The 21196-nt window shown below is 68.8% G+C and carries 18 protein-coding genes; 6 read left to right on the forward strand and 12 right to left on the reverse strand.

Annotation, left to right across the window (positions count from 1 at the left end):
- Positions 1 to 10 precede the first annotated feature (10 nt).
- Both secA and AB0E63_RS09720 read right to left on the reverse strand, forming a co-directional pair.
- The gene (gene secA, locus AB0E63_RS09715) at positions 11 to 2938 is read right to left on the reverse strand and encodes a preprotein translocase subunit SecA (protein ID WP_360363681.1); all 2928 of its coding nucleotides are present in this window, start codon (positions 2936 to 2938) and stop codon (positions 11 to 13) included.
- Between the two features lie 183 nt (positions 2939 to 3121).
- Positions 3122 to 4327 carry a crosslink repair DNA glycosylase YcaQ family protein gene (locus tag AB0E63_RS09720; RefSeq protein WP_360363943.1) on the reverse strand — a complete coding sequence of 402 codons (1206 nt, stop codon included), beginning with the start codon at positions 4325 to 4327 and terminating at the stop codon, positions 3122 to 3124.
- Between the two features lie 274 nt (positions 4328 to 4601).
- Here AB0E63_RS09720 and AB0E63_RS09725 point away from each other — a divergent pair, with 274 nt between their 5' ends.
- On the forward strand, positions 4602 to 5417 hold the full coding sequence (locus tag AB0E63_RS09725) for a serine protease (RefSeq protein WP_360363683.1): 816 nt from the start codon (positions 4602 to 4604) through the stop codon (positions 5415 to 5417).
- Here AB0E63_RS09725 and AB0E63_RS09730 read toward each other — a convergent pair.
- From AB0E63_RS09730 to mtrA, 6 genes are all read right to left on the reverse strand, one after another.
- On the reverse strand, positions 5414 to 6760 hold the full coding sequence (locus AB0E63_RS09730) for a ferric reductase-like transmembrane domain-containing protein (protein WP_360363685.1): 1347 nt from the start codon (positions 6758 to 6760) through the stop codon (positions 5414 to 5416). The genes AB0E63_RS09725 and AB0E63_RS09730 overlap by 4 nt on opposite strands.
- A 191-nt stretch (positions 6761 to 6951) precedes the next feature.
- Entirely contained in the window at positions 6952 to 7572 is a 621-nt protein-coding gene (gene raiA, locus AB0E63_RS09735; RefSeq protein WP_360363687.1) for a ribosome-associated translation inhibitor RaiA, read from the reverse strand.
- Positions 7573 to 7822: 250 nt separating this feature from the next.
- Positions 7823 to 8512, reverse strand: coding sequence for a phosphoribosyltransferase family protein (locus AB0E63_RS09740; RefSeq protein ID WP_360363689.1), 690 nt, complete (start codon positions 8510 to 8512; stop codon positions 7823 to 7825).
- Between the two features lie 86 nt (positions 8513 to 8598).
- Positions 8599 to 10374 (reverse strand): LpqB family beta-propeller domain-containing protein, encoded by a 1776-nt coding sequence (locus AB0E63_RS09745; RefSeq protein WP_360363691.1) that lies wholly within the window; start codon positions 10372 to 10374, stop codon positions 8599 to 8601.
- Positions 10371 to 12047, reverse strand: coding sequence for an MtrAB system histidine kinase MtrB (mtrB, locus tag AB0E63_RS09750; protein WP_360363693.1), 1677 nt, complete (start codon positions 12045 to 12047; stop codon positions 10371 to 10373). The genes AB0E63_RS09745 and mtrB overlap by 4 nt, the downstream gene beginning before the upstream one ends.
- Before the next feature lie 95 nt (positions 12048 to 12142).
- On the reverse strand, positions 12143 to 12820 hold the full coding sequence (mtrA, locus tag AB0E63_RS09755; protein WP_131345780.1) for an MtrAB system response regulator MtrA: 678 nt from the start codon (positions 12818 to 12820) through the stop codon (positions 12143 to 12145).
- Between the two features lie 220 nt (positions 12821 to 13040).
- Between mtrA and AB0E63_RS09760 the strand changes: the two genes are divergently transcribed.
- The 5 genes from AB0E63_RS09760 (at position 13041) to AB0E63_RS09780 (ending at position 18198) form a co-directional block, all read left to right on the forward strand.
- Positions 13041 to 14057 (forward strand): hypothetical protein, encoded by a 1017-nt coding sequence (locus tag AB0E63_RS09760; protein ID WP_360363695.1) that lies wholly within the window; start codon positions 13041 to 13043, stop codon positions 14055 to 14057.
- 20 nt (positions 14058 to 14077) lie between these two features.
- On the forward strand, positions 14078 to 14680 hold the full coding sequence (locus AB0E63_RS09765) for a DUF4129 domain-containing protein (RefSeq protein ID WP_360363697.1): 603 nt from the start codon (positions 14078 to 14080) through the stop codon (positions 14678 to 14680).
- A complete protein-coding gene (locus AB0E63_RS09770) occupies positions 14677 to 15819 on the forward strand; it encodes a DUF4350 domain-containing protein (protein WP_360363699.1) in 1143 nt (380 codons plus the stop codon). Before AB0E63_RS09765 ends, AB0E63_RS09770 begins: the two co-directional genes overlap by 4 nt.
- 115 nt (positions 15820 to 15934) lie before the next feature.
- A complete protein-coding gene (locus AB0E63_RS09775) occupies positions 15935 to 16906 on the forward strand; it encodes a MoxR family ATPase (protein ID WP_360363701.1) in 972 nt (323 codons plus the stop codon).
- Positions 16906 to 18198: a DUF58 domain-containing protein gene (locus AB0E63_RS09780; protein WP_360363703.1), complete on the forward strand. Its 1293-nt coding sequence runs from the start codon at positions 16906 to 16908 to the stop codon at positions 18196 to 18198. Before AB0E63_RS09775 ends, AB0E63_RS09780 begins: the two co-directional genes overlap by 1 nt.
- Here the strand turns inward: AB0E63_RS09780 and AB0E63_RS09785 are convergent.
- From AB0E63_RS09785 to AB0E63_RS09800, 4 genes are all read right to left on the reverse strand, one after another.
- The gene (locus tag AB0E63_RS09785; protein WP_360363705.1) at positions 18195 to 18893 is read right to left on the reverse strand and encodes an aminoglycoside phosphotransferase family protein; all 699 of its coding nucleotides are present in this window, start codon (positions 18891 to 18893) and stop codon (positions 18195 to 18197) included. The genes AB0E63_RS09780 and AB0E63_RS09785 overlap by 4 nt on opposite strands.
- Positions 18890 to 19690 (reverse strand): VOC family protein, encoded by an 801-nt coding sequence (locus AB0E63_RS09790; protein ID WP_360363707.1) that lies wholly within the window; start codon positions 19688 to 19690, stop codon positions 18890 to 18892. Before AB0E63_RS09790 ends, AB0E63_RS09785 begins: the two co-directional genes overlap by 4 nt.
- On the reverse strand, positions 19687 to 20022 hold the full coding sequence (locus AB0E63_RS09795) for a metalloregulator ArsR/SmtB family transcription factor (RefSeq protein WP_360363709.1): 336 nt from the start codon (positions 20020 to 20022) through the stop codon (positions 19687 to 19689). The genes AB0E63_RS09790 and AB0E63_RS09795 overlap by 4 nt, the downstream gene beginning before the upstream one ends.
- A gap of 234 nt (positions 20023 to 20256) precedes the next feature.
- Entirely contained in the window at positions 20257 to 21195 is a 939-nt protein-coding gene (locus AB0E63_RS09800; RefSeq protein WP_360363711.1) for an ABC transporter ATP-binding protein, read from the reverse strand.
- Between the last annotated feature and the right edge of the window lies 1 nt (position 21196).

Genomic DNA, 21196 nt, shown 5'->3' on the forward strand with positions numbered 1-21196 from the left:
GGTTCTTGGCTCAGAACTTGTAGACGTCCGAGGCCGGGTCACCGTGGCAGCGCTTGTACTTCTTGCCCGAGCCGCACGGGCAGGCGGCGTTGCGCGGGGTGCCCGCGTACTGCAACGCACCTTCCTCGCCGGCCTCCTGGCGAACCGCGACCTCGTCGTCACCGTCGATGGTCGGGGCGGAGTAGGACAGGCGCTGCGGCCGGCTGTCACCGGTCAGCCCCTTGGCCCGCAGCCGCGGAGTGTCCCGCGGGCGCACCTCGTCCTGGACCCGGCCGGGGAACTCCGCCACCGGTGCACCCGGTGTGAGGATGTCCTCGATCCGGCGGCCTTCGAGGCCTTCGGACTCCAGGTCGATGTTCACCGCCGCGTCCGCCTCGGCGGCGAGCTCCATCTCGGCGCGCATCGCCTCGACGTCGACCTCGACGTTGAAGATGAAGGCGACCGACTCCTCCTTGATCGACTCCATCATCGCGGCGAACATGTCGTAGCCCTCGCGCTGGTACTCCACCAGCGGGTCGCGCTGCGCCATCGCACGCAGGCCGATGCCCTCGCGCAGGTAGTCCATCTCGTACAGGTGCTCACGCCACTTGCGGTCCAGCACGCTCAGCACGACGCGACGCTCGAGCTCACGCATCGCGTCCTCGCCGAGCAGCTCCTCGCGCCGCTCGTACGCCCCCCGGGCGTCCTCGATGAACCGCTCGATCAGGAAGTCCTGGGTCAGGCCGGCCTTCTCGCCGCCGGCCTCCTCGATCAGCTCGTCTTCGGTCAGCTCGGTCGAGTAGAGCGTCTTCATCGCGGTGAACAGCGCGTCCAGGTCCCAGTCCTCGGCGAACCCGTCCGCGGTCGCGCCCTGCACGTACCCGGTGACGGTCTCGTCGAGCATGTCGCTCACCTGCTCGCGCAGGTTGGCACCCTCGAGCACCCGGCGGCGCTCGTCGTACACGACGTGCCGCTGCCGGTTCATCACGTCGTCGTATTTGAGGATGTTCTTCCGGGTCTCGAAGTTCTGCGCCTCGACCTGGGACTGTGCCGACGCGATCGCCTTGGTGACGACCTTGTTCTCCAGCGGCTGGCTGTCGTCGTTGTTGCGCGACATCGCCCAGTCGACCATCTCGCGCTTGAACAGCCGCATCAGGTCGTCCTCGAGCGACAGGTAGAACCGGGACTTGCCCGGGTCGCCCTGGCGGCCGGACCGGCCACGGAGCTGGTTGTCGATCCGGCGGGACTCGTGCCGCTCGGTGCCCAGGACGTACAGGCCGCCGGCCTCGCGGACCTCCTCCTGCTCGTCCTTGACCTGCTTCTCGAACTGCTCCAGGAGCGTCGGGTACTCGGCCTCGTACTCCTCGACCGACTCGGCCGGGTCGATGCCGCGGGTCCGCAGCTCCTTGTCGGCCAGGAACTCGGGGTTTCCGCCGAGGATGATGTCGGTGCCGCGGCCGGCCATGTTGGTGGCCACCGTGACCGCGCCCTTGCGGCCCGCCTCGGCCACGATCGCGGCCTCCCGGGCGTGCTGCTTGGCGTTCAGCACCTCGTGCGCGATGTTCTCCTTGCGCAGCCGCGCGGACAGCCGCTCGGACTTCTCCACGCTGGTGGTGCCGACCAGGATCGGCTGGCCGCTCTGGTGCACGTCGACGATGTCCTTGACCACCGCGTCGAACTTGGCGTCCTCGGTGCGGAAGATCAGGTCCCGCTCCTCGACCCGGATCATCGGCTTGTTGGTCGGGATCGGGACTACGCCGAGGTTGTAGACCTTGGAGAACTCGGCCGCCTCGGTCATCGCCGTACCGGTCATGCCGGCCAGCTTGTCGTACAGGCGGAAGTAGTTCTGCAGGGTGATCGTCGCGAGGGTCTGGTACTCCTCCTTGATCTCGACGCCTTCCTTGGCCTCGATCGCCTGGTGGAGTCCCTCGTTGTAGCGGCGGCCGTGCAGCGTGCGGCCGGTGTGCTCGTCGACGATCAGCACCTCGTTGTCGACGACCACGTAGTCCTTGTCCTTGCGGAACAGGTCCTTGGCCTTCAGCGCGTTGTTCAGGTAGCTGATCAGCGGGGTGTTGGCCGACTCGTACAGGTTGTCGATGCCGAGCCGGTCCTCGACCTTCTCGATGCCGCGCTCGAGGATGGCGACCGTGCGCTTCTTCTCGTCCACCTCGTAGTCGGCCACCGGGCGCTGCTCCTCCGGCACCTTGTCGTCGGCGATCCGCGGCTTCAGCGTGCCCGCGATCCGCGCCATCTCGACGTACCAGCGCTGCGAGTCCTCGGCCGGGCCGGAGATGATCAGCGGGGTCCGGGCCTCGTCGACCAGGATCGAGTCCACCTCGTCCACGATCGCGAAGTTGTGCTCGCGCTGGACCAGGTCCTCGATGCTGCCCGCCATGTTGTCGCGCAGGTAGTCGAAGCCGAACTCGTTGTTGGTGCCGTAGGTGATGTCCTTGTTGTACGCGACCCGTCGCTCGGCCGGCGTCATCTCCGGCAGGATCACGCCGTAGTCGAGGCCGAGGAAGTGGTACACCCGGCCCATCCACTCGGCCTGGAACTTGGCCAGGTAGTCGTTCACCGTGACCACGTGCACGCCGCGGCCGGACAGCGCGTTCAGGTACGTCGGCATCGTGCCGACCAGCGTCTTGCCCTCACCGGTCTTCATCTCGGCGATGTTGCCCAGGTGCAGCGCCGCGCCACCCATGACCTGGACGTCGTACGGCCGCTGGTGCAGGGTCCGCTTGGCGGCCTCCCGGACCACGGCGAAAGCCTCCGGCAGCAGCGCGTCGAGCGACTCCCCGTTCTCGTGGCGCTGCTTGAACTCCGCGGTCTGACCACGCAACTCCTCGTCGGTCATGCCGACGAAGTCGTCCTCGATCGAGTTGACCATCTTCGCGATGCCCTGGAGCTGACGCAGGATCTTGCCCTCGCCGATCCGCAGGACCTTGTCGATCACCTTCATGGTGGGGAGTTCTCTCCTTGCTGCTGAAGCCTGGAAGCGGGCGACGCCTGAGAGCACGTTCCACCCTCGGGCAGGCGCGCGACACCCATGGTACGGGGCTGGGTGTCCCAAGCCACGCCGGATGCGTGCCGACCGGCTTATCGGACCCACGTTCAGGCGGGCCGGAAAGTTCCCGCTGCTCCGTCAGAAACCTCGCAGGGCGTCACTGAGTGCTGGCGAGAGGTCACCGCCCCCGGCCACCCGGACCTGATCGAGCCCGAGCCAGCCGGCCAACTGGACGAGCTCGGCGGCCAATTCGTCCGCCGTCTCGACCGGTGCCTTCGGCTCCGCGTGGGCCGATTGGACCAGCAGGACACCGGCTGACCGGTCCGCCTTGAGGTCCACCCGGCCGACCAACCGGTCCCCGAGCAGGAACGGGAGGACGTAATACCCGTAGATGCGCTTCTCGGCCGGGACGTAGATCTCGATCCGGTACCGGAAGTCGAACAGGACCTCGGTCCGGGTGCGCTCGAACACCAGCGAGTCGAACGGGCTGACCAGGGCCCGCGCGTTCACCCGCCGGGGCAGCCGCGCGTCCCTGTGCAGGTACGCCGGCCGCTTCCACCCGTCGATCTGGACCGGGAGCAGCTCGCCCTCCTCGACCAGCTCCGCGATCGCCAGCGCGGTCGGCTCCGGCGAGGTCCGGAAGTAGTCCTTCAGGCACTGAGCGGTCGCCACCCCGTGCGCCTTGGCCGCGATCGACACCAGCCCTCGATGCGCCTCCGCCACGGACGGCGTCGGCGTCTCCACAACCGCGCGAGGCAGCACCCGCTCGGGTACGTCGTACATCCGCTCGAACTGCTGGTTGCGACGGGCCACCGTGATCTCGCCGGCGAAGAACAGGAACTCGAGGGCACGCTTCACGTCGGACCAGTTCCAGCCCCAGTTGGTCCGGTCACGCTCGACGTCGTCGTCGATCTCGCGGGCGGTCAGCGGACCGTGCTCGCGGACGTCGGCGAGCACCTGCTTGACCAGCTCCGGCCGCTCCGCGGCGATCGACCGCGGGCCACCCCAGGCTTCGGTCGCCGCGCGGGCCATCCGCCAGCGCATCAGCGGGTGCGTCTCGACCGGGATGAGGGACGCCTCATGCGCCCAGTACTCCACCAGGCGCCGCGGTGCCTTCCCCGATGCCCGGTCCAGCAGGTCGCGCGGGTAGGGCCCGAGCCGTGAGTACAACGGCAGGTACTGCGTGCGGCTCAGCACGTTGACCGAATCGATCTGGATCAGACCGATCCGCCCCAGCACCCGAGCGAGCGCCCGCGCATCCGGAGTCCCCTTCGGGCGCGGATCCATGAATCCCTGCGCCGCCAGCGCCACCCGCCGAGCCTGAGCCGTCGACAACACCTGCATGGTCATGGGGCCTCCCGGCCTGGACTGAGGAGCGTAGGGAGCGCAGCGACTGGAGCGACGAGGGAAGGCCGGGAGCCAAGGCCCCATGACCACGCCGGCGCCGAAGGCCCGGCCAAAGCACTGTCACCCTCTGGATTGTGCCGGGTACCTCCGACAGTTCTCTGGCCATAACTCGGAAGTTACCGCAAGTGGGAGGTGCGCTACGGAGGGTGTTCAAGGGACGCTGCGAGGAGGTCACGCCGCCCGTGTGGCCCCTATCAACCTGGAGTGAGGCATGACAGGAAGATTGCAGTTGGTCCGGGCCGTGTTGGCGGCCGGTGTACTGACCGCGGCGTCCCTCGGTGCGGTGGCCGTGGCCGGCTCCGCATCGGCCGCGCAGTCGCCCGACGGACCCAAGACCCGGATCGTCGGCGGCACCATCGCCCACACCGCGGACACCCCCTGGGCCATTCAGCTGTCCAACAGCGGCTCCCCCGACCCGACCGAGGAGTGGTGTGGGTCGACGCTGGTGAAGGCGAACAAGATCGTCACCGCCGCGCACTGCGCGCAGGAGACGGCGACGACCTACACCGCCATCCAGGGCCGGGACGTGCTGAGCGACAAGTCCACCGGCAAGGAGTCCAAGGTCAGCAGCGTCTGGGTGGACCCGCAGTACGGCAAGCAGCCTGGTCACGACGTCGCGGTGATGACGCTGGCCACGCCGTTCGACGGCGTACCCACGCTCGCACTGGAGACAGACAAGGCAGCGGACACGGCCGGCGCCGCCTCGATCGTCTACGGCTGGGGTGAGACCGAAGGCACCGGGCCGGCGGACACCTTCCAGAAGGTCGACGTACCGGTTCTGGGAGACGCGTACTGCGAGCAGGCGTATGCGAGCGAGGGCTACACCGCCGACGGCGAGATCTGCGCCGGTTACGAGGACGGCGGCAAGGACTCCTGTCAGGGCGACTCCGGCGGCCCGCTCGTCCTCAACGGCCGCCTGTTCGGCGTCGTCTCCTGGGGCGTCGGCTGCGCGGACGCCGGCAACCCCGGTGTCTACGCCGAGGTAGCCACCTACGCCGCCGAACTCCAGTCCCAGATCGACAGCTAGACCGAACCGAAGCGTTCGGTGTGGATCCGGCGGAGCGGGACGCCGAGGGCGGCCAGGTCGTGGCTGACCGAGGTGACCATCGGCTGGGGACCACACAGGAAGTAGTGGAGCCGGTGCGGGCGGCGCGGGAGGTTACGGCTGAGCAGGTTGTGACCGATCCGCCCGACCTCGCCGGTCCACCCCGGTCCGGGCGCGCTGACCACCTCGAGGACCTTGAGGTTCAGCCGCGTCCGGACCTGCTCCACCTCGCGCCGCAGCATCAGGTCGGACTCGGTGCGGGCCGAGACGATCAGCCACAGCCGCCGCTGGTCGGCCCGGTCCGCAAGCGTCCGCAGCATGCTGAGCAGCGGCGTGATGCCGACGCCGGCGCCGATGAACACGAACCCTGGCGCGTCGTCCAGACCCTCGATGGTGAACCCGCCGTACGGCCCGTCGAGAAAGACCGGACGGCCCGGGCGGAGCGCGCCGAGGAGTTCGGTGAAATCTCCCAGCGCCTTGATGGTGAACTCCATGCGGTCCGGGTGTTCGGCGGACGAGGCGACGCTGAACGGGTGTTCCTCGAAGACGAACGGCGTCGAACCGATCTTGAGCCAGACGAACTGGCCGGCCTCGAAGGACAGGCCGGGATGACCGTCGGCCTGGATCGTCAGCGTTACGCCGTCGCCGGCCGCAGCCCGCACCGACACCACCGCGTAGGCGAACTTCCGGGACCGGATCGGCAGCCAGATCCAGCGCCGCGCGGCCAGGCCGGCCAGTAACAGGCCGGACGCGACGAACCACGCGGCCACCACCACGTGCGACACCAGATGGCGCAGCCACCAGACGTGCAGCCAGGCCGCGACGAGGACGACCGCCACCAGTCCGTTGTGGACCAGCCGCCAGCCCTCGTACCGCGGCTGGCGGCGTGGACGTCGCAGCGCGAGTACGACGACCAGCACCAGCGCGACCGTCGAGATGACAGCCGCCCGGGCCGCCCAGGTCGTGTTCCAGAGCTCGAGGATCGTCAGGCCGCGCGGATCGACGAACAGCACCGCGACGAGATGCACGACCACCAGCACCACCGCGATCAGCGCGACCATCCGGTGGATGGCTAGCACGGTCTCGATCCCGAAGGCCGCGATCAGCCACGGCAGCCGGGCCGGTAGCGCGACGGCCACCACCAGCGCGGAGAAGCCGACCAGCCCAGCGCTCAGCACCAGCGCAGCCCCGGCACCGGCGTCCGGTGGCCCGATCACTCCCCAGGTGAGGACCAGCGGGACCAGCAGGACGGCGAGATACCAGAGGAACCAGGCGAGTCGCGCCAGTGGGCCACGGACTCGTGCTGAGGCTCGATGGCGGGACATGGCGACTTGCTTCCAGGACCAGGGGAAATCCGGACTCTGGAAAGCTACGCCCGCTCACGACGCGCAGGAACAGCCCTGCACCGGGGATGACGAGACTGTCATCCGTGGGCAGAAGAAGGGGCCGGGCTCAGTGGCCCGGCCCTTTCTGTTGTGGTGCTCCTCCCAAGATCACGCTGTTCGGTCGGACAGGCTCAGACGGCCAGCCGGATCACGCCGTAGTCGTAGCCGCGTCGGCGGTAGACGACGCTGGGCTGGTTCTCGTCGGCGTCGACGAACAGGTAGAAGTCGTGCCCGACCAGTTCGAGCTCGTAGAGCGCCTGGTCCAGGGACATCGGCTTGGCGGTGTGGGTCTTCTCGCGCATCACCAGTGGTCCGTCGCCGGTGACCGTGAGCGATCCGACTTTGTACGTCGCCACCTTGTCCTCGGCGACTGCCTCCTCCGGAGCTGTGTTGTTTGCCGACTGTTTCGCGTTCACGTGCCGCAGGCCTTCCGGCGAACGCTCCCCACGGTGCACCCGGCGGCGGTCGGCCGCCTTGCGGACCTGGGCCCGGAGCCGGTCGAGGCAGACGTCGAACGCCGCCGTCTTGGTCTCGCCACACGCTTCGGCGCGGACCACCGGACCCTTGGTGTACATGGTGAGCTCGACACGCATCGCCCGATCGTGCTGTCGCGGGTTCTTCTCCTGGCTGACTTCCACCTCGCACCGCAGTACTCGGTGATCGACCTTCTCGATTCGCTCGAGTTTTTCCTCGACGTACTGCCGGAAGCGGTCACTGACCTCGCAGTGATGACCCTTGACAACGACGTCCACGGAAACCTCCATCGATCGGCGACTCTTTGTTACGTCTCCGCACCCCCATCAGAGTGAAAAAACGACTCCTTTTCGCTGTGTCGGTTGCGGTTGGGGCGCCCGAAACGAAGACACCCGCTATCGAGCCGGTCGGAGGTCGCGGTGAGGATTCCGGCTGATCCGGCCCTGCACCACATCCCTGCTCGACAAGCCCCTGCGGGTGTCATGGGCCAACGCTAGTCGGCTTCGGCGAAAACCGGTAGGGAAGTTCTCATGAACCAGACGCCGAGTACCGGCGGGTCGCGGCCAGTACGGCGCATCCGAGGACCGGGATTCCCCCGATTTCCAAGGCCCGGCACGCCTCCGCGAGCGTGGAACCGGTGGTGATGACGTCGTCGACCAGCACGACCGGCTGATCTGTCAGCGTTTCAGCCCAGCGCGAACGAAGCGCGAAAGCCCCGTCCAGGTTGGCGGTACGGCGTTGCGCGGACAGGCCGGCCTGGTCGTCCGGACGCCGTACGACCCGCAGCGCGTCGGCGATCCGGGCGTCGATCCCCTGCCTGCGCAGCGCCCGTACCGCGGCCTTCGTGATGCGCCGCAACGGGTCGTGGCCGCGCTGCCGGACGGTCGCCCGCGCCGATGGGACCGGGCACAACCAGGCCCCGTCGCGCTTCCCCAGCGCGCTTGACACCGCGGTCGCGAGCACGCCGCCGAGCGGCCGCGCCAGCGCGTACCGAGCGTTCTCCTTGTGCGCGATGACGAGCCGCCGCACCTCATCGGCGTACGGCGCACTCGCGGTCGGCGGCGGCAGTCCGGGCGGCCGCGGGTCCGGCCAGGCACGGAACGGAGTCAGCCTCGTCAGTAGCCCTCGGCAACCATCACAGAGAGTGACGCCCGGCCGGTCGCAGCCCGCGCAGCGCCCACCCAGGACGAGATCCACGAACGCGTCCCGGGCCGGCACCGCACCCACGATCGGTGCAGCGGCCGGTCAAAGCAACCACCCGGCCGCCGGCCTGTGGACAACCTGGCCTGTGGACAACCTGGGCGTCAGCCGGGATAGACCGGAACGAGCGGCGGGTCCTTCTCGTCGGCATCCATCGGCGTCCAGAGCAGATCGCGGCTGAGCCAGTGCACCCTGCCTTCGACGTCCTCGATGACCGGGAGCGTGTCCTTGTTGGGGTTGGACGCGACGGTCTTGGCGGTGAACCCGGGTAGCGAACCGGGCAGCAACTGCAGCCGGGACCCGTCGGTGTTGACCAGCCAGGGCAGCCGACTCGGGTTGTTGCCCGTGGGGCTCGCGCCGACGACCAGGATGCCCTGCTTATTCCAAGCCGCGTCGGTGATGCTGGTGAGCGGCAGCCGGAGCTGGCGGAACTGCCCGAGCAGCAGCTGCTTGCCGCCGTTGGCGTACTGGATGGCCCCGGTCTGCACGTAGTTCTGCCCGGTGGCCTTGGACTTCATCACCATCAGGGCCCGGACGCCGTCCGGCGCCATCTTGAGCACCACCGGGGAATCACCGCGGAAGCTGGTCTTCACCATGCTGACCACGCCGTCGCGGTTGCGGACCCGGAGCCGCGGTTCCGCGCTGTCCGCCTTGTCCATGATCCAGAGGTTGTCCTGGTTGTCGTAGCTCGGTGGCAGCACCGTGCCGGCCACCGGGATCGGCTTGACTTCGTCGGCCTTGTCGGTCGCGTCCAGCTTGGCGTACGCGACGAGCTTGTTGCCGTCCTTGTCGGTCGTGACGATCGCGCCGGAGTCACCGTGCAGGTTCACCGCGAACGACTCGGCGTTGTATCCGTGCAGCTGGCTGGAGTCCAGCGGCTTGGCGGCGATGTCGGACGAACCGTCCAGCCCGACGATCCGCTGCACCTTCCCGCCCTTCAGGCCGTACAGGTCGGTCAGCGCCCCGCCGGGGACGGACGGGTCGAACTGGCTGAAGTTCGCGAACGGGAGCACGTCCGGGTCGTCCGGCAGCAGCGGTGCGCCGCCGACGGTGATCTTGACCCGGAGACTGATCTGGTTGAGCGTCCAGACGATCTGGGCGGCCAGCAACCGCCGCTCCGCCTCCCGGAGTGAACCGGCCGTGTCGTTGAGCGCCACCGTCGCCACGCCGAACTCGACCGGGACGGACACCTGGACCTCGGTGCCAGGCTGCGCCATCGTGACCACGCCGTTGCCCAGCCGGCCGGTCGGGCCCTTCAGCAGCTCCTGGACGAGCTGGGTCGCGGCCTGGCCGGAGGACAGGTTCAGCGGCAGGTAGACCGGGTCGGGGACGAGCATGTCCTTCGCCTGTGTGAAGAAGTACAGGTCCCGCGGGGCGAGCTTGAGGTCCACCTGGTTGCTGCCGAGGTAGGCACCAGGAGGCGCCGACGCGACGCGCAACTGCCCGTTCACCTTGGTGAGCTTGAAGAAGAAGTCGGCCGGCACGTCCGCCGCCGCGGGGATCCACTCGCCGCGGTCGTTGATGGTCGCGATCTTGCGGGCCGTGAGCTTGACCCCACCGCCCTGCAGCGTCAGCGCGTCGGGTCGTTGGTCGTAGACCACGGTCTGGGACTCAGGCTTCCACGCCGCCGCGGCTTCCGGCGTCATGTACTGCCGGGCGACGTCGTAGGCCTGCGAGTCCGACATGGCCTCCAGGAACCCGGTCACCACCTGCATTTCCTTGAGGTTGTCCTTGGGTGGCTGCGCCTCCACTCCGACGCCGCCGAGCTCCGGCGCCAGGCCTTGGCGGCTGCCGCTGCGGATGGTGCCCTTGGTCGGCACGGTCGCGCAGCCAGCCAGGAGCAGGACGGCCAGGACGGCCGCGAGCAGTCTCCGCCTCACCGGTCCTCACCACCGCTCAGCTTCTGGTACGGCGCTCCCACGTCGACGAGCTCGGTGACGACCCGGCTCGCGTCGGCCGGGCGGGCCGGCAACGGCGATCCGGCCAGGGTGACGTCGGGCCGGCGCGGCAGGGTGAGCCGGAAGTAGGCGCCGTCACCCGGTGCGCCCCAGGCATCCAGCCGGCCGCCGTGCAGCCGGGCGTCCTCCAGCGCGATGGACAGGCCGAGACCGGTCCCGCCCGTGGTCCGGGCCCGCGCGGGGTCGGCCCGCCAGAACCGGCTGAACACCATCTCGGCCTCCTCGGGCCGGAAGCCGACCCCGTGGTCGCGCACGGCCACCGCGGCGGCGTCGTCGTCGTGCGCCGTACTGATCCGGATCGGCTGGCCCTCGCTGTGCTCGATGGCGTTGCCTATCAGGTTGCGCAGGATCCGCTCGATCCGGCGCGAGTCCACCTGGGCGCGGCACGGCTGCGCCATGTCCAGCTCGACCGCACAGCCCTTGCGCTGCAACAGGGTCTCGTGGTTCTCCAGAACCCGGCTGACGATGTCGCGCAGGTCGACGTCCTCCAGGTCGAGCGCGGCCGCGCCGGCGTCGAACCGGCTGATCTCCAGCAAGTCGGCGAGCAGTTCCTCGAACCGGTTGAGCTCGTTCTGCAACAGCTCCACCGAGCGGCGGCTGATCGGGTCGAACTGGTCGCGGGTCTCGTGCAGCAGGTCGGCGGCCATCCGGACCGTGGTCAGTGGCGTGCGCAGCTCGTGCGAGACGTCGGAGACGAACCGGCGCTGCAGCCGGGACAGCTCCTCCAGCCGCCGGATCTGCCGCTGCAGGTTGCTCGCCATCTTGTTGAACGAGACCGCCAGCCGGGCCAGGTCGTCGGTGCCGCGGACCTGCATCCGCTCCTCGAGCTTGCCGGCCGCCAGCCGCTCCGCGATCCGCCGCGCCATCCGGACCGGGGTGACGACCTGCCGGGTGACCAGCCAGGCCACGGCGCCGAGCAGCACGATCAGCAGCAGTCCCGCGGTCACCAGGGCGCGCTGGACGACGTCGAGCGTCTCCTGCTGCGCGGTGAGTGGGAAGAGGAAGTAGACGGCGTACCGCTCACTCGTGGAGTTGATCCGGAGCTGGGAGCCGATCACCAGGCCGGGGACGCTGGGCCCGTCGCGGTAGTTGATCTGGGTGTAGGTGTCGTACAGCTTGGACTCGTCACTGGTCACCGAGGACGCCAGTGCCTGCGGGATCGAGTCGCTGTCGACCAGGCCGGTGTAGCGGATCGCGTTGGAGTTGGCGTTGTCGCTCGGCACCAGGAGGACGTCGTACAGGCCGGGGCGGTTGGAGCCGAGCACCAGCTCGGACAGCTGCTGGTTGATGGTGTTGCGGTCGGCGGCGTTGATCGTGTTGGACAGCTGCGTGAGCTGTGCGACCGCCTCCGCCTGCGCGCTCGTACGGCGTGACTCCAGCACGCCGTCGGTGACCTGGCTCATCATCACCCAGCCGACCAGCAGCAGGACCAGGGTCGACATCAGCAGGGTGCCGGTGACGATCCGGGCCTGGATGGACCGGCGCCAGAGGTCCGGCCAGTGCCTGGGGTGGGTCCGCCAGAGCGGCTGGGGGTAGGCAGGCCAGTCCACCGTGGCGGCGGTCAGTTCCAGCTCCGTGCCACGGGACTCGGCCACCTCCGGCTTGGGAGGGGCGGGCGGCTGCTGCTCCGGACCCGGTGTGACCGGAGCTTCGGCGACAGCCGGCGACTCTTGGTCGCGTCCGTACTCGATCAGTCCGCACCCGCCTTGTAACCGACCCCGCGGACCGTGACCACGATCTCCGGGTGCTCAGGATCCTTCTCGATCTTGGAGCGCAGCCGCTGGACGTGCACGTTCACCAGCCGGGTGTCGGCCGCGTGCCGGTAGCCCCAGACCTGCTCCAGCAGCACCTCACGGGTGAACACCTGCCACGGCTTGGAAGCCAGGCAGACCAGCAGGTCGAACTCCAGCGGCGTCAGCTGGATCGTCTCGCCGGCCCGCTTCACCGAATGCCCGGCCACGTCGATGGTCAGGTCGCCGATCGTCAGCGACTCCGGCCCGGGCTCGTCCATCCGGCGCAGCCGGGCCCGGATCCGGGCCACCAGCTCCTTGGGCTTGAACGGCTTGACCACGTAGTCGTCGGCCCCGGACTCCAGCCCCAGCACGACGTCGACGGTGTCGCTCTTGGCGGTCAGCATCACGATCGGTACGCCGGACTCGGCCCGGATCGCCCGGCAGACATCGATCCCGTCCATCCCGGGCAGCATCAGGTCGAGCAGCAGCAGATCCGGTTTGAACTCGCGGAACGCCGGTACCGCTTTGTCACCGGTCGCGCACAGATAGGTGTCATAGCCTTCGTTGCGCAGCACAATGCTGAGCATCTCCGACAACGCGGTGTCGTCGTCGACGATGAGGACCCGACCTCTCATCGTCCGGTTACCATCTGCCACGCCTGGCTCCTTGCCGTCCGATCTTGTGCGCCCAGCGGATGCTGACCGTACGCACTACGGATAGTGTCCCATCCCCCAGGTAGTGCACACGCCGGATCGCCGTGTGACCCCGAGTTGGGCTGTGATCATGGTGCATCGCCGGGGCTTACCACAACTCACGCACAATCCGGGCCGGCGGTTCAGCGAGGGGAGGCAGGTAGTGGCCGACGACATCCGTTTGCACGAGGAAGCGGCGGCGGAGCCGTTGCGGCCCTGGCTGCCCGCGGACCTGCTGGACAACGCGGCCCGGACCATCTCCGACAACAAGACGATCATGCTGGGCCTTCCGGTGCTGGCCGCTATCGCTCTGGTCGCAGTGCAGGCCGCTCTGACCCAGGTCGCCGTACCAGGTGGGCTGGATGGGTTCTTCGGGGCGGATGACCCGTTCCAGCAGGCCGGTGCGGCGCTCCTGCTGACGTACGGCGTGCAGCTCGTGCTGTTCAGTGTGGTGTCGAGCATGCTGGCCGGGATCATCGCGCTGGCCGCGGTGCGGAGCCAGCTGGCGCACCGGGTCGGTCCGCGGGAGCTTCTGCGGCTTGTCCGGCCGGCTCTGCCCGCACTGGCCGCGGTCGGCCTGGTGCAGTCGCTGTCGTTCGTGCTGCTGATCGGAGGCTGGGGGCTGGCGGTGCTCGGGATCGGTACGGGCGCGGATGCGGCGATCTCCTCCGATGTGGCCGGTGCCGTGGCCGTGGCGATGATGCTGGTCGGCGGAGCGCTCGTGCTGATCTTCGGTGTCCGCCTGGTGCTGGCCGGGACCGTCGTACTGATGGAGGGCCTGCACGCGCCGGACATCGGGCTCTACATCGGTGTCAGAGTGGGGATCTGGGGTGCGCTGCGGCGGTCATGGCAGCTGGTGAAGGGCAAGTTCTGGCGGGTGTTCGGCATCCTGCTGTTCGGGGGGCTCGTGGTGAACATCGTCGGGTACGCCTTGCAGTTCGGGATCTCGACGCTGGTGTTCACGGTTGGTTCGTGGGCGGACAGCAGCGAGGGCAGCGGGGCCACAGCGGTAGCGATCGCGCTCGGTGCGGCCGCCGGTATCGCGACTGTGCTGACGCTGATCGCCAGCCTCGCGTTCATGTCCGCTGTCCAGGCGCTGATCTATCTGGACCTCCGGGTACGCCGGGAAGGCCTGGACCTGTGGATGCGCCCGGTGCTGCGCTCTGGGGGTGGCTCGTGATCTTCCTCCAGGAGCCGCCTGTGGACATCGGGCGGGACCAGGCTGCGCAGGAGGCGGCGCAGGAGCTGTCCAAGTCGGCGTACCGGCAGTCCGGTGGCTCGCTCATCGAGAAGGCGATCGGCAAGGTGCTGGAGTGGATCGGTGACCTGCTGGACAGCCTCACCGGCTCCTCCCCCAACGGTCACGCCGGTCTGGCGATGCTGATCGGCCTGCTCGCGCTCATCGTCGTCGTGGTGCTGTGGCGGGCCGGCGTACTGCGGACCAGTCGCCGCGCGCCGCAGGCGGTCTTCGACACGGCCAAGCCGCGCACAGCGGCCGAGTACCGCGCCCAGTCGGAGCGAGAGGCTGCCTCCGGCGACTATGCGCTCGCGATCCGCAGTCGCTTCCGGGCCTGCGTCTCCGAGCTCACCAAACGCACGATTCTGGATGAGCGCGCCGGCCGGACGGCGTACGAGGTGGTCGCGGACGCCGGTCGTACCGTGCCAGCGCTGCGGGAGCCGCTGCAGCCGGCCGCACTGGCCTTCACTGAGGTTGTCTATGGCAACCGTCCCGGGACGCCGGAGCGGTACGCCGCTGTCGTGGCGGCCGACGACGCAGCGCGGACTGCTCGGGTGCTGGCGTGAGTACGGCGGTCGGACGCAGTGCCGGCGAGAGCTGGCGTGTCCTGCGGACACCACTGCTCGTCACCGGAGCCATAGTGCTGATCGCGATCATCGTCATGATCGCGACGACCGCACGGACGTCAGGGCCGTTCAGTCCGGACTCCACCGAGTCGGACGGTGCACGTGCCCTGGCGACGCTGCTGAAGAACCACGGTGTCAATGTGCACGGCACCGAGGTCCTGGAAGACGCAGTGCAATCCGGAAACGGCAAGACGCTCGTCATCGGCCCGGCGGGGTCTTTGGATCGCTACGACTGGACGCGCATCGCGGATGCGCGGTGGAGTCACCTCGTCCTGATCCGCCCGGGGTCACGGGCCTTGGAGATCCTCGCACCGGGTGTGCACGACACCGGACAGGTGCTGTCGTCGGGTAGTCGCGGACCCGGCTGCGAGCTACCGGCCGCGGTGAAGGCGGGCACGGTGACTGTCGGCGGGTCGACGTACTCCGCTCCGAGTACTGCGCAGCGCTGCTATGGCGACGGCATCAACAACACGGTGATCCGTCTGGACACAGGCGACCGGATCGTCGATGTCGTGGGCACTCCGCGCTCGTTCACCAACGAAGAGCTCGCTGAGGACGGCAATGCGGCGCTGGCACTCAACCTGCTGGGCACCAACCAGGAGCTGACCTGGTATCTGCCGCAGTGGGAGTCCAGTGGTTTCGACGACGAGGAGTCCGACGGTCCACCGTTGATCCCGCCGGATGTTCGCTACATCGGCTGGGCGCTGGCGTTCGCCGTACTGGTCGTGGCGCTCTGGCGGGGGCGTCGGCTTGGTCCGGTGATTGCGGAGCGGCTTCCGGTGATCGTGCATGCTGCGGAGACCACTGAAGGCAGAGCGCGGCTCTACCGGCGCTCACGCGCTCGGGACCGTGCTGCGGCGGCGCTGCGCGAGTCTGCCCTGGGCAAGCTGCACAAGGCGCATGGCATCCCCCGACGGGCCGACCCGTCGGCGGTGGTGGCAACCGTGGCCGCTCGGACCGGTCGGGATCCGGCCATGCTCTACGAACTCCTCTACGGCCTTCCACCACTCAGTGACGCCGCACTGATGTCCTTGTCCCATGAACTCGACGTACTGACCCAGGAGGTAAGACACAGGTGACCCTGCTTTTTGCCGCGCCTCCGGCGCGGGGGTCCCGGGGCCTTGGCTCCCGGCGTTCCCTCGTCGCTTCAGTCGCTTCGCTCCTTACGCTCCTCAGTCCACGCCGGGAGGCCCCGTGACCACCACCGAGGTCAGTGCCGATCAGGCCAGGCAGGCGCTGGTGGCGCTGCGGACCGAGATCGGCAAGGCGGTGGTCGGTCAGGACACCGCGGTGACCGCCTTGGTGCTCGCCCTGCTCTGCCGTGGCCACGTGCTGCTGGAGGGCGTGCCCGGTACGGCGAAGACGCTGATGGTGCGCGCACTGTCGATGGCCATGCGGCTGGAGACCAAGCGCGTGCAGTTCACGCCGGACCTGATGCCGGGTGACGTCACCGGGTCGCTCGTGTACGACGCGAAGACCAGTGAGTTCGAGTTCCGGAAAGGGCCCGTGTTCACGAACATCCTGCTGGCCGACGAGATCAACCGGACCCCACCGAAGACGCAGGCCGCGCTGCTGGAGGCGATGGAGGAACGCCAGGTCACCGTGGACGGCGAACCGCGCAAACTGCCGGCACCGTTCGTCGTGGCCGCGACCCAGAACCCGATCGAGTACGAGGGCACCTATCCGTTGCCGGAGGCCCAGCTCGACCGCTTCCTGCTCAAGGTGACCCTCGACATCCCGCCGCGCGACGCCGAGATCGCCGTACTGGCCCGGCATGCGCAGGGCTTCGACCCCCGTGACCTGGAGGCGGCCGGTCTGCGCCCGGTGGCCGGGCCAGAGGACCTGCTGGCCGGTCAGAACGCCGTACGCCGGGTTGCAGTGCGGGAAGACGTGTTGGCGTACGTGGTGGACCTCTGCCGGGCGACGCGGCAGTCGCCGTCGCTGCAGCTCGGGGTGTCGCCGCGCGGTGCGACCGCATTGCTCGCGGTGTCTCGGGCGTGGGCGTGGTTGTCCGGACGTGACTACGTGATCCCGGACGATGTGAAAGCTATGGCGCGTCCTTGCCTTCGGCATCGAGTGCAGGTGCGGCCGGAGGCGGAGCTCGAGGGTGTCAGCGCCGATGCGGTGCTGGAGAGCGTACTGGCCACCGTGCCGGTACCACGCTGATGGTTCTGACGGGCAGGGCCGCTCTGCTGGCTGCGGCCGGGGTCGTCTTCGTCGCTCTGGTGATGCCTAGCTGGAGTGGGGTCGGCGTGGTGGTCGCGGTCGTGCTGGTGGTGTGCGTGTTCGACATGCTGCTGGCCGGGTCGCCTCGGCGGCTGCAGCTGAGTCGTGAGGGTGACAACGCCGTACGACTTGGTGAGCAGGCTGTGGTTCAGTTGCTGGTCGCGAATCCGGGTCGGCGGGTGCGGGGGTTGCTGCGGGACGCGTGGCCGCCGTCGGCCGGCGTACTGGATCCGCCGCACAAGCTGGACCTGCCTGCTGGGGAACGGCGGCGGCTGGCGACGCATCTGGTGCCGACGCGGCGTGGTGACCGGCACGCCTCCCGAGTGACGGTCCGGTCCGTTGGCCCGCTGGGTTTCGCTGGTCGGCAGGGGTCGCATCAGGTGCCGTGGACTGTGCGGGCGTTGCCGCCGTTCAAGAGCCGGAAGCATCTGCCGTCGCGGTTGGCGCGGTTGCGGGAGCTGGACGGGCGGACGGCGTTGCTGGTGCGGGGGCAGGGCACGGAGTTCGACTCGTTGCGTGACTACGTGCCAGGGGACGACGTACGCAGTATCGACTGGCGTGCGACGGCTCGGCGCGGCAACGTCGTACTGCGGACCTGGCGACCGGAGCGCGATCGGCAGGTCGCCATCGTGATCGACTCCGGCCGGATGTCCGCGGGCCGGGTCGGTGACGCGCCACGCCTCGACCACGCGATGGACGCGGCGTTGTTGCTGGCGGCACTCGCCACCCGCGCGGGTGACCGGGTTTCCTTGCTGGCTTGCGATTCCGCCGTCCGCGCCGACGTACGACGGCCTGCCCCGGAAGACGTGCTGCCGTCGTTCGTGAACGCGCTGGCGAACGTCGAGGCCGAACTCGTCCAGACCGACTTCCGCGTCGTCGTCTCGCAGGTCCTCGAACGCCTCGGCCAGCGCTCCCTCGTGGTGCTGTTGACCGGACTCGACCCCGCCGTCATCGAGGAGTCGCTGTTGCCGGTGATCGGCCCGCTGCTCCGCCGCCACGTCATCGTCCTCGCGTCGGTCGCCGACCCGCGCCTCACCGAACTCGAGTCCACCCGCGCCGACCTCCCCGAGGTCTACGCCGCCGCCTCCGCCGCCCGCACCCGCCTCGACCGCGAACGAGTCACCGCCATCCTCACCCGAGCCGGCGTCACGGTCATCGACGAAACCCCCAACCACATAGCCCCGGCACTGGCCGACACCTACCTATCCCTCAAAAAGGCCGGCCGCCTCTAGAGCGCTGCTTCGAAGATGTGCCTGTTGGCTGCTGTAAAGGTGTGTTCGCGGCGGGACCAGGCGATGCGTTCGGCGCGTCGGCGGTCCGTCACTTCGGCGTCGACCTCGGTCCAGAAGCGGGCGTTGCGGAGTTGTTGCTCCATCGTGGCGTCGACGACGGCGGTCCGTTGTTGGGCGGTGAGGCCGTAGGCGTCGGCGAGGACTCTGACTTGGGCGGCCTGGCGGTCGGGGTCGTCGTACTTCGAGGCTATGCACCAGGTCCAGGCCGCGTAGCCGATGTCCTCGAGCGGGCTTCCCGGTTCGGCGGTGTCGAAGTCGATCAGGGCGACGGGGCGGTTGTCGCGGAAGACGAAGTTGTTCGGGCCCGGGTCGTGGTGGCAGACGACGGGATGATGGCCGGCGAGCCGGCTCCCGCGGGTGGCGTCGTGGAAGGCGCGGAGGAGTGCGCCGGCGGCGGCTAGCTGGTCGTCTTGCCAGCGCTGGAACCTCGGCGGGACCCAGCCGTCGAGATAGGTGAGGATGTCGCGGCCCTCGTCGTCCTGGCCGAGGTGCCGTGGGGCTCCAGCGAAGCCTTGTGCCTCGAGCAGGTGGAGAAGCTCGGCGGTGAAGGCGGACTTCTCCGACGCAGGGCGTCGTACGGTGTCTGCGATGCGTACGACGCCCTGGGTGAGGCGGCCTCCGGTCAGCGGGATCACATGGTGGGGCGGGCTTGGGCGAAGGTCCAGTGGTGGCCTTCGAGGTCCTCGGCTTCGTAGCAGCGGTAGCCGTGCTGGTGGATCTCGCTGAGGATCTTGGCGCCGTTGGACTGGGTGTGGGTGAAGTGGGCGTCGAGGTCGTCGACGTACACCCAGACGCTGTGGTCCAGCTGCGCGGTGCGCTTCTCGGTGAGCTTGAAGAGCAGGATCGCGCGAGTACCCACCTGCAGTTCGATCCAGGACGGATCCGTACCCTCGGCGGGGATCTTGTCCCAGGAGTCCAGGCCGAAGACGGTGTGCAGCCACCGGGCCGCGGCTGCTGGATCCTCGTAGTACAAGGCGATCGCGAGCCGATCGAGCTCGCGGGGAGTGCGCGGCGCGCTGTCGCGCCGGCTGACCCACGCTGGGAGCCAGTGAATGACGTTGGGCCAGAAGTAGAAGGCCTTCTCGCCACCGGGGACGAGTGACTGTACGACGGTCACCCGGGTCCCGCTGTCGAATGCGTCGAAGCTGATCCGGGTCTCGGTGTCGTCGACCGAACTGCGGTACGCGAACAGCGCGCCGGGCTCCCAGTCGGTGATCGTGCCCAGCTCGAGTACGTCGTCCGGCGGCGAGTAGACCTCGAGGATCCGGCCGCCGACGCCGGGCTCGATCTGCATCGCGGTAGCCCGGGCGGCGTCGAAGAAGTTGATCGGGCCGCGGACCCACCACAGGTCGATCTCCTCGGTGAAGATGCGGAACGCGGTCGACGGATCGGCAGCGACCTCGACGGACGCCCTGGCGGATTGTGCGGTCATGACGACTCCTTCTGCTCGACGTGTCGTTTGAACGAGCCCAGTTGCTCGCGCCAGTGCGCCTGCACCTGGTCGAGCCAGGCCTGCACCGCGACCACGGGCTCGGGGTTCAGCCGGAAGACCCGGACCCGGGCGTCGTCCGGCACCCGCTCGTCGGCGACCAGCCCGGCCGCCAGCAGGATCCGCAGATGCCGACTCATCGCCGGCGACGACGCGCCGGTCGCGGCCGCCAGTTGCCCCGCCCGCCGCGGCCCCTCACCCAGCAACCGCACCACCTGCCGCCGAGTCGGATCAGCCAACACCTCAAAGAACCGATCCACCTGATCTTCCACCATCCCGCAATAGTTAACCGCCAGCACAACTATTGTCAACAACCTGAAGCACCGGGAGAGGCGGAACCTCAGGGGGTTAGCCCCTGAGCTGGAGGGTTGCCCCCCGAGATTCTGAGTGGGCAACCCTCCAACTCGGGGGTTATCCCCTCAGTTGGAGGGTTCGCCCAGGTCGGCTCGGCGAGGAGAGCTCGTACGTCGGGCAGCGGCGGGCGCGCGTACGGCGGTGGTCCGTCGGAGTCAGGTGGGGGTGGTGACTGGGGTGAGGTGGCAGGCGACCTGGGGGTCGCTGACCGCAGGCAGGATTTGGAGTGTGGTTGTGGTGCAGGCTTCGGCGGTGGTTGCTAGGGGGCAGCGGGGGTGGAAGCGGCAGCCGGTGGGGATTCGGGTGGGGTCGGGGGGTTCGCCGGTGAGGATGATGCGTTCGGGGGATTCGGGGAGGACTGAGAGCAGGGCTTGGGTGTACGGGTGCTGGGGATTGGTGAGGACGTCTTCGGTGGGACCGGATTCGACGATGCGGCCGAGGTACATGACCGCGACGCGGTCGGCGATGTTCCAGGCGAGGCCGAGGTCGTGGGTGACGACCAACGCTGACAGGCCCAGGTCGTCGCGCAACCGCAGCAGGAGCGACAGGATCTCACCGCGGACGGAGGCGTCAAGAGAGGCGACTGGCTCGTCGGCGATCAGGACCTTGGGGTTCAGGGCCAGCGCACCGGCGATCACCACTCGTTGACGCTGACCGCCGGACAGCTCGTGCGGATAGCGCAGGAAGAACCGTTCCGGTGGGCGCAAGCCGGCGCGGGACAAGGCCGCCGAAACCACCGGCTCCTCGTCCGGCAAGCCGTGGATCCGCGGGCCTTCGGCAACGGCCTCGTACACGGTCTGCCGCGGATTGAGCGAGCCCATCGGATCCTGGAGCACCAACTGGACCTGGCGACGGAAGGCACGCAACGCGCGACCCGAGTAGCTCAGCGGTCTCCCGTCGTACGACACCTGCCCAAAAGAAGGCCGTTCGAGACCGAGCAGGGTACGGGCGAGAGTCGTCTTGCCGCAGCCGGATTCGCCCACCAGCGCCACGATCTCGCCCGCGCCGACGGACAGGTTCACCCCGTCGACCGCACGCGCCCGGCGGCCGTCACGTCCCGGGAACTCCACCTTCAGATCAGTTGCCTCAAGCAAT

This window comes from Kribbella sp. NPDC026596 (assembly GCF_040638415.1).
Lineage (GTDB): Bacteria > Actinomycetota > Actinomycetes > Propionibacteriales > Kribbellaceae > Kribbella.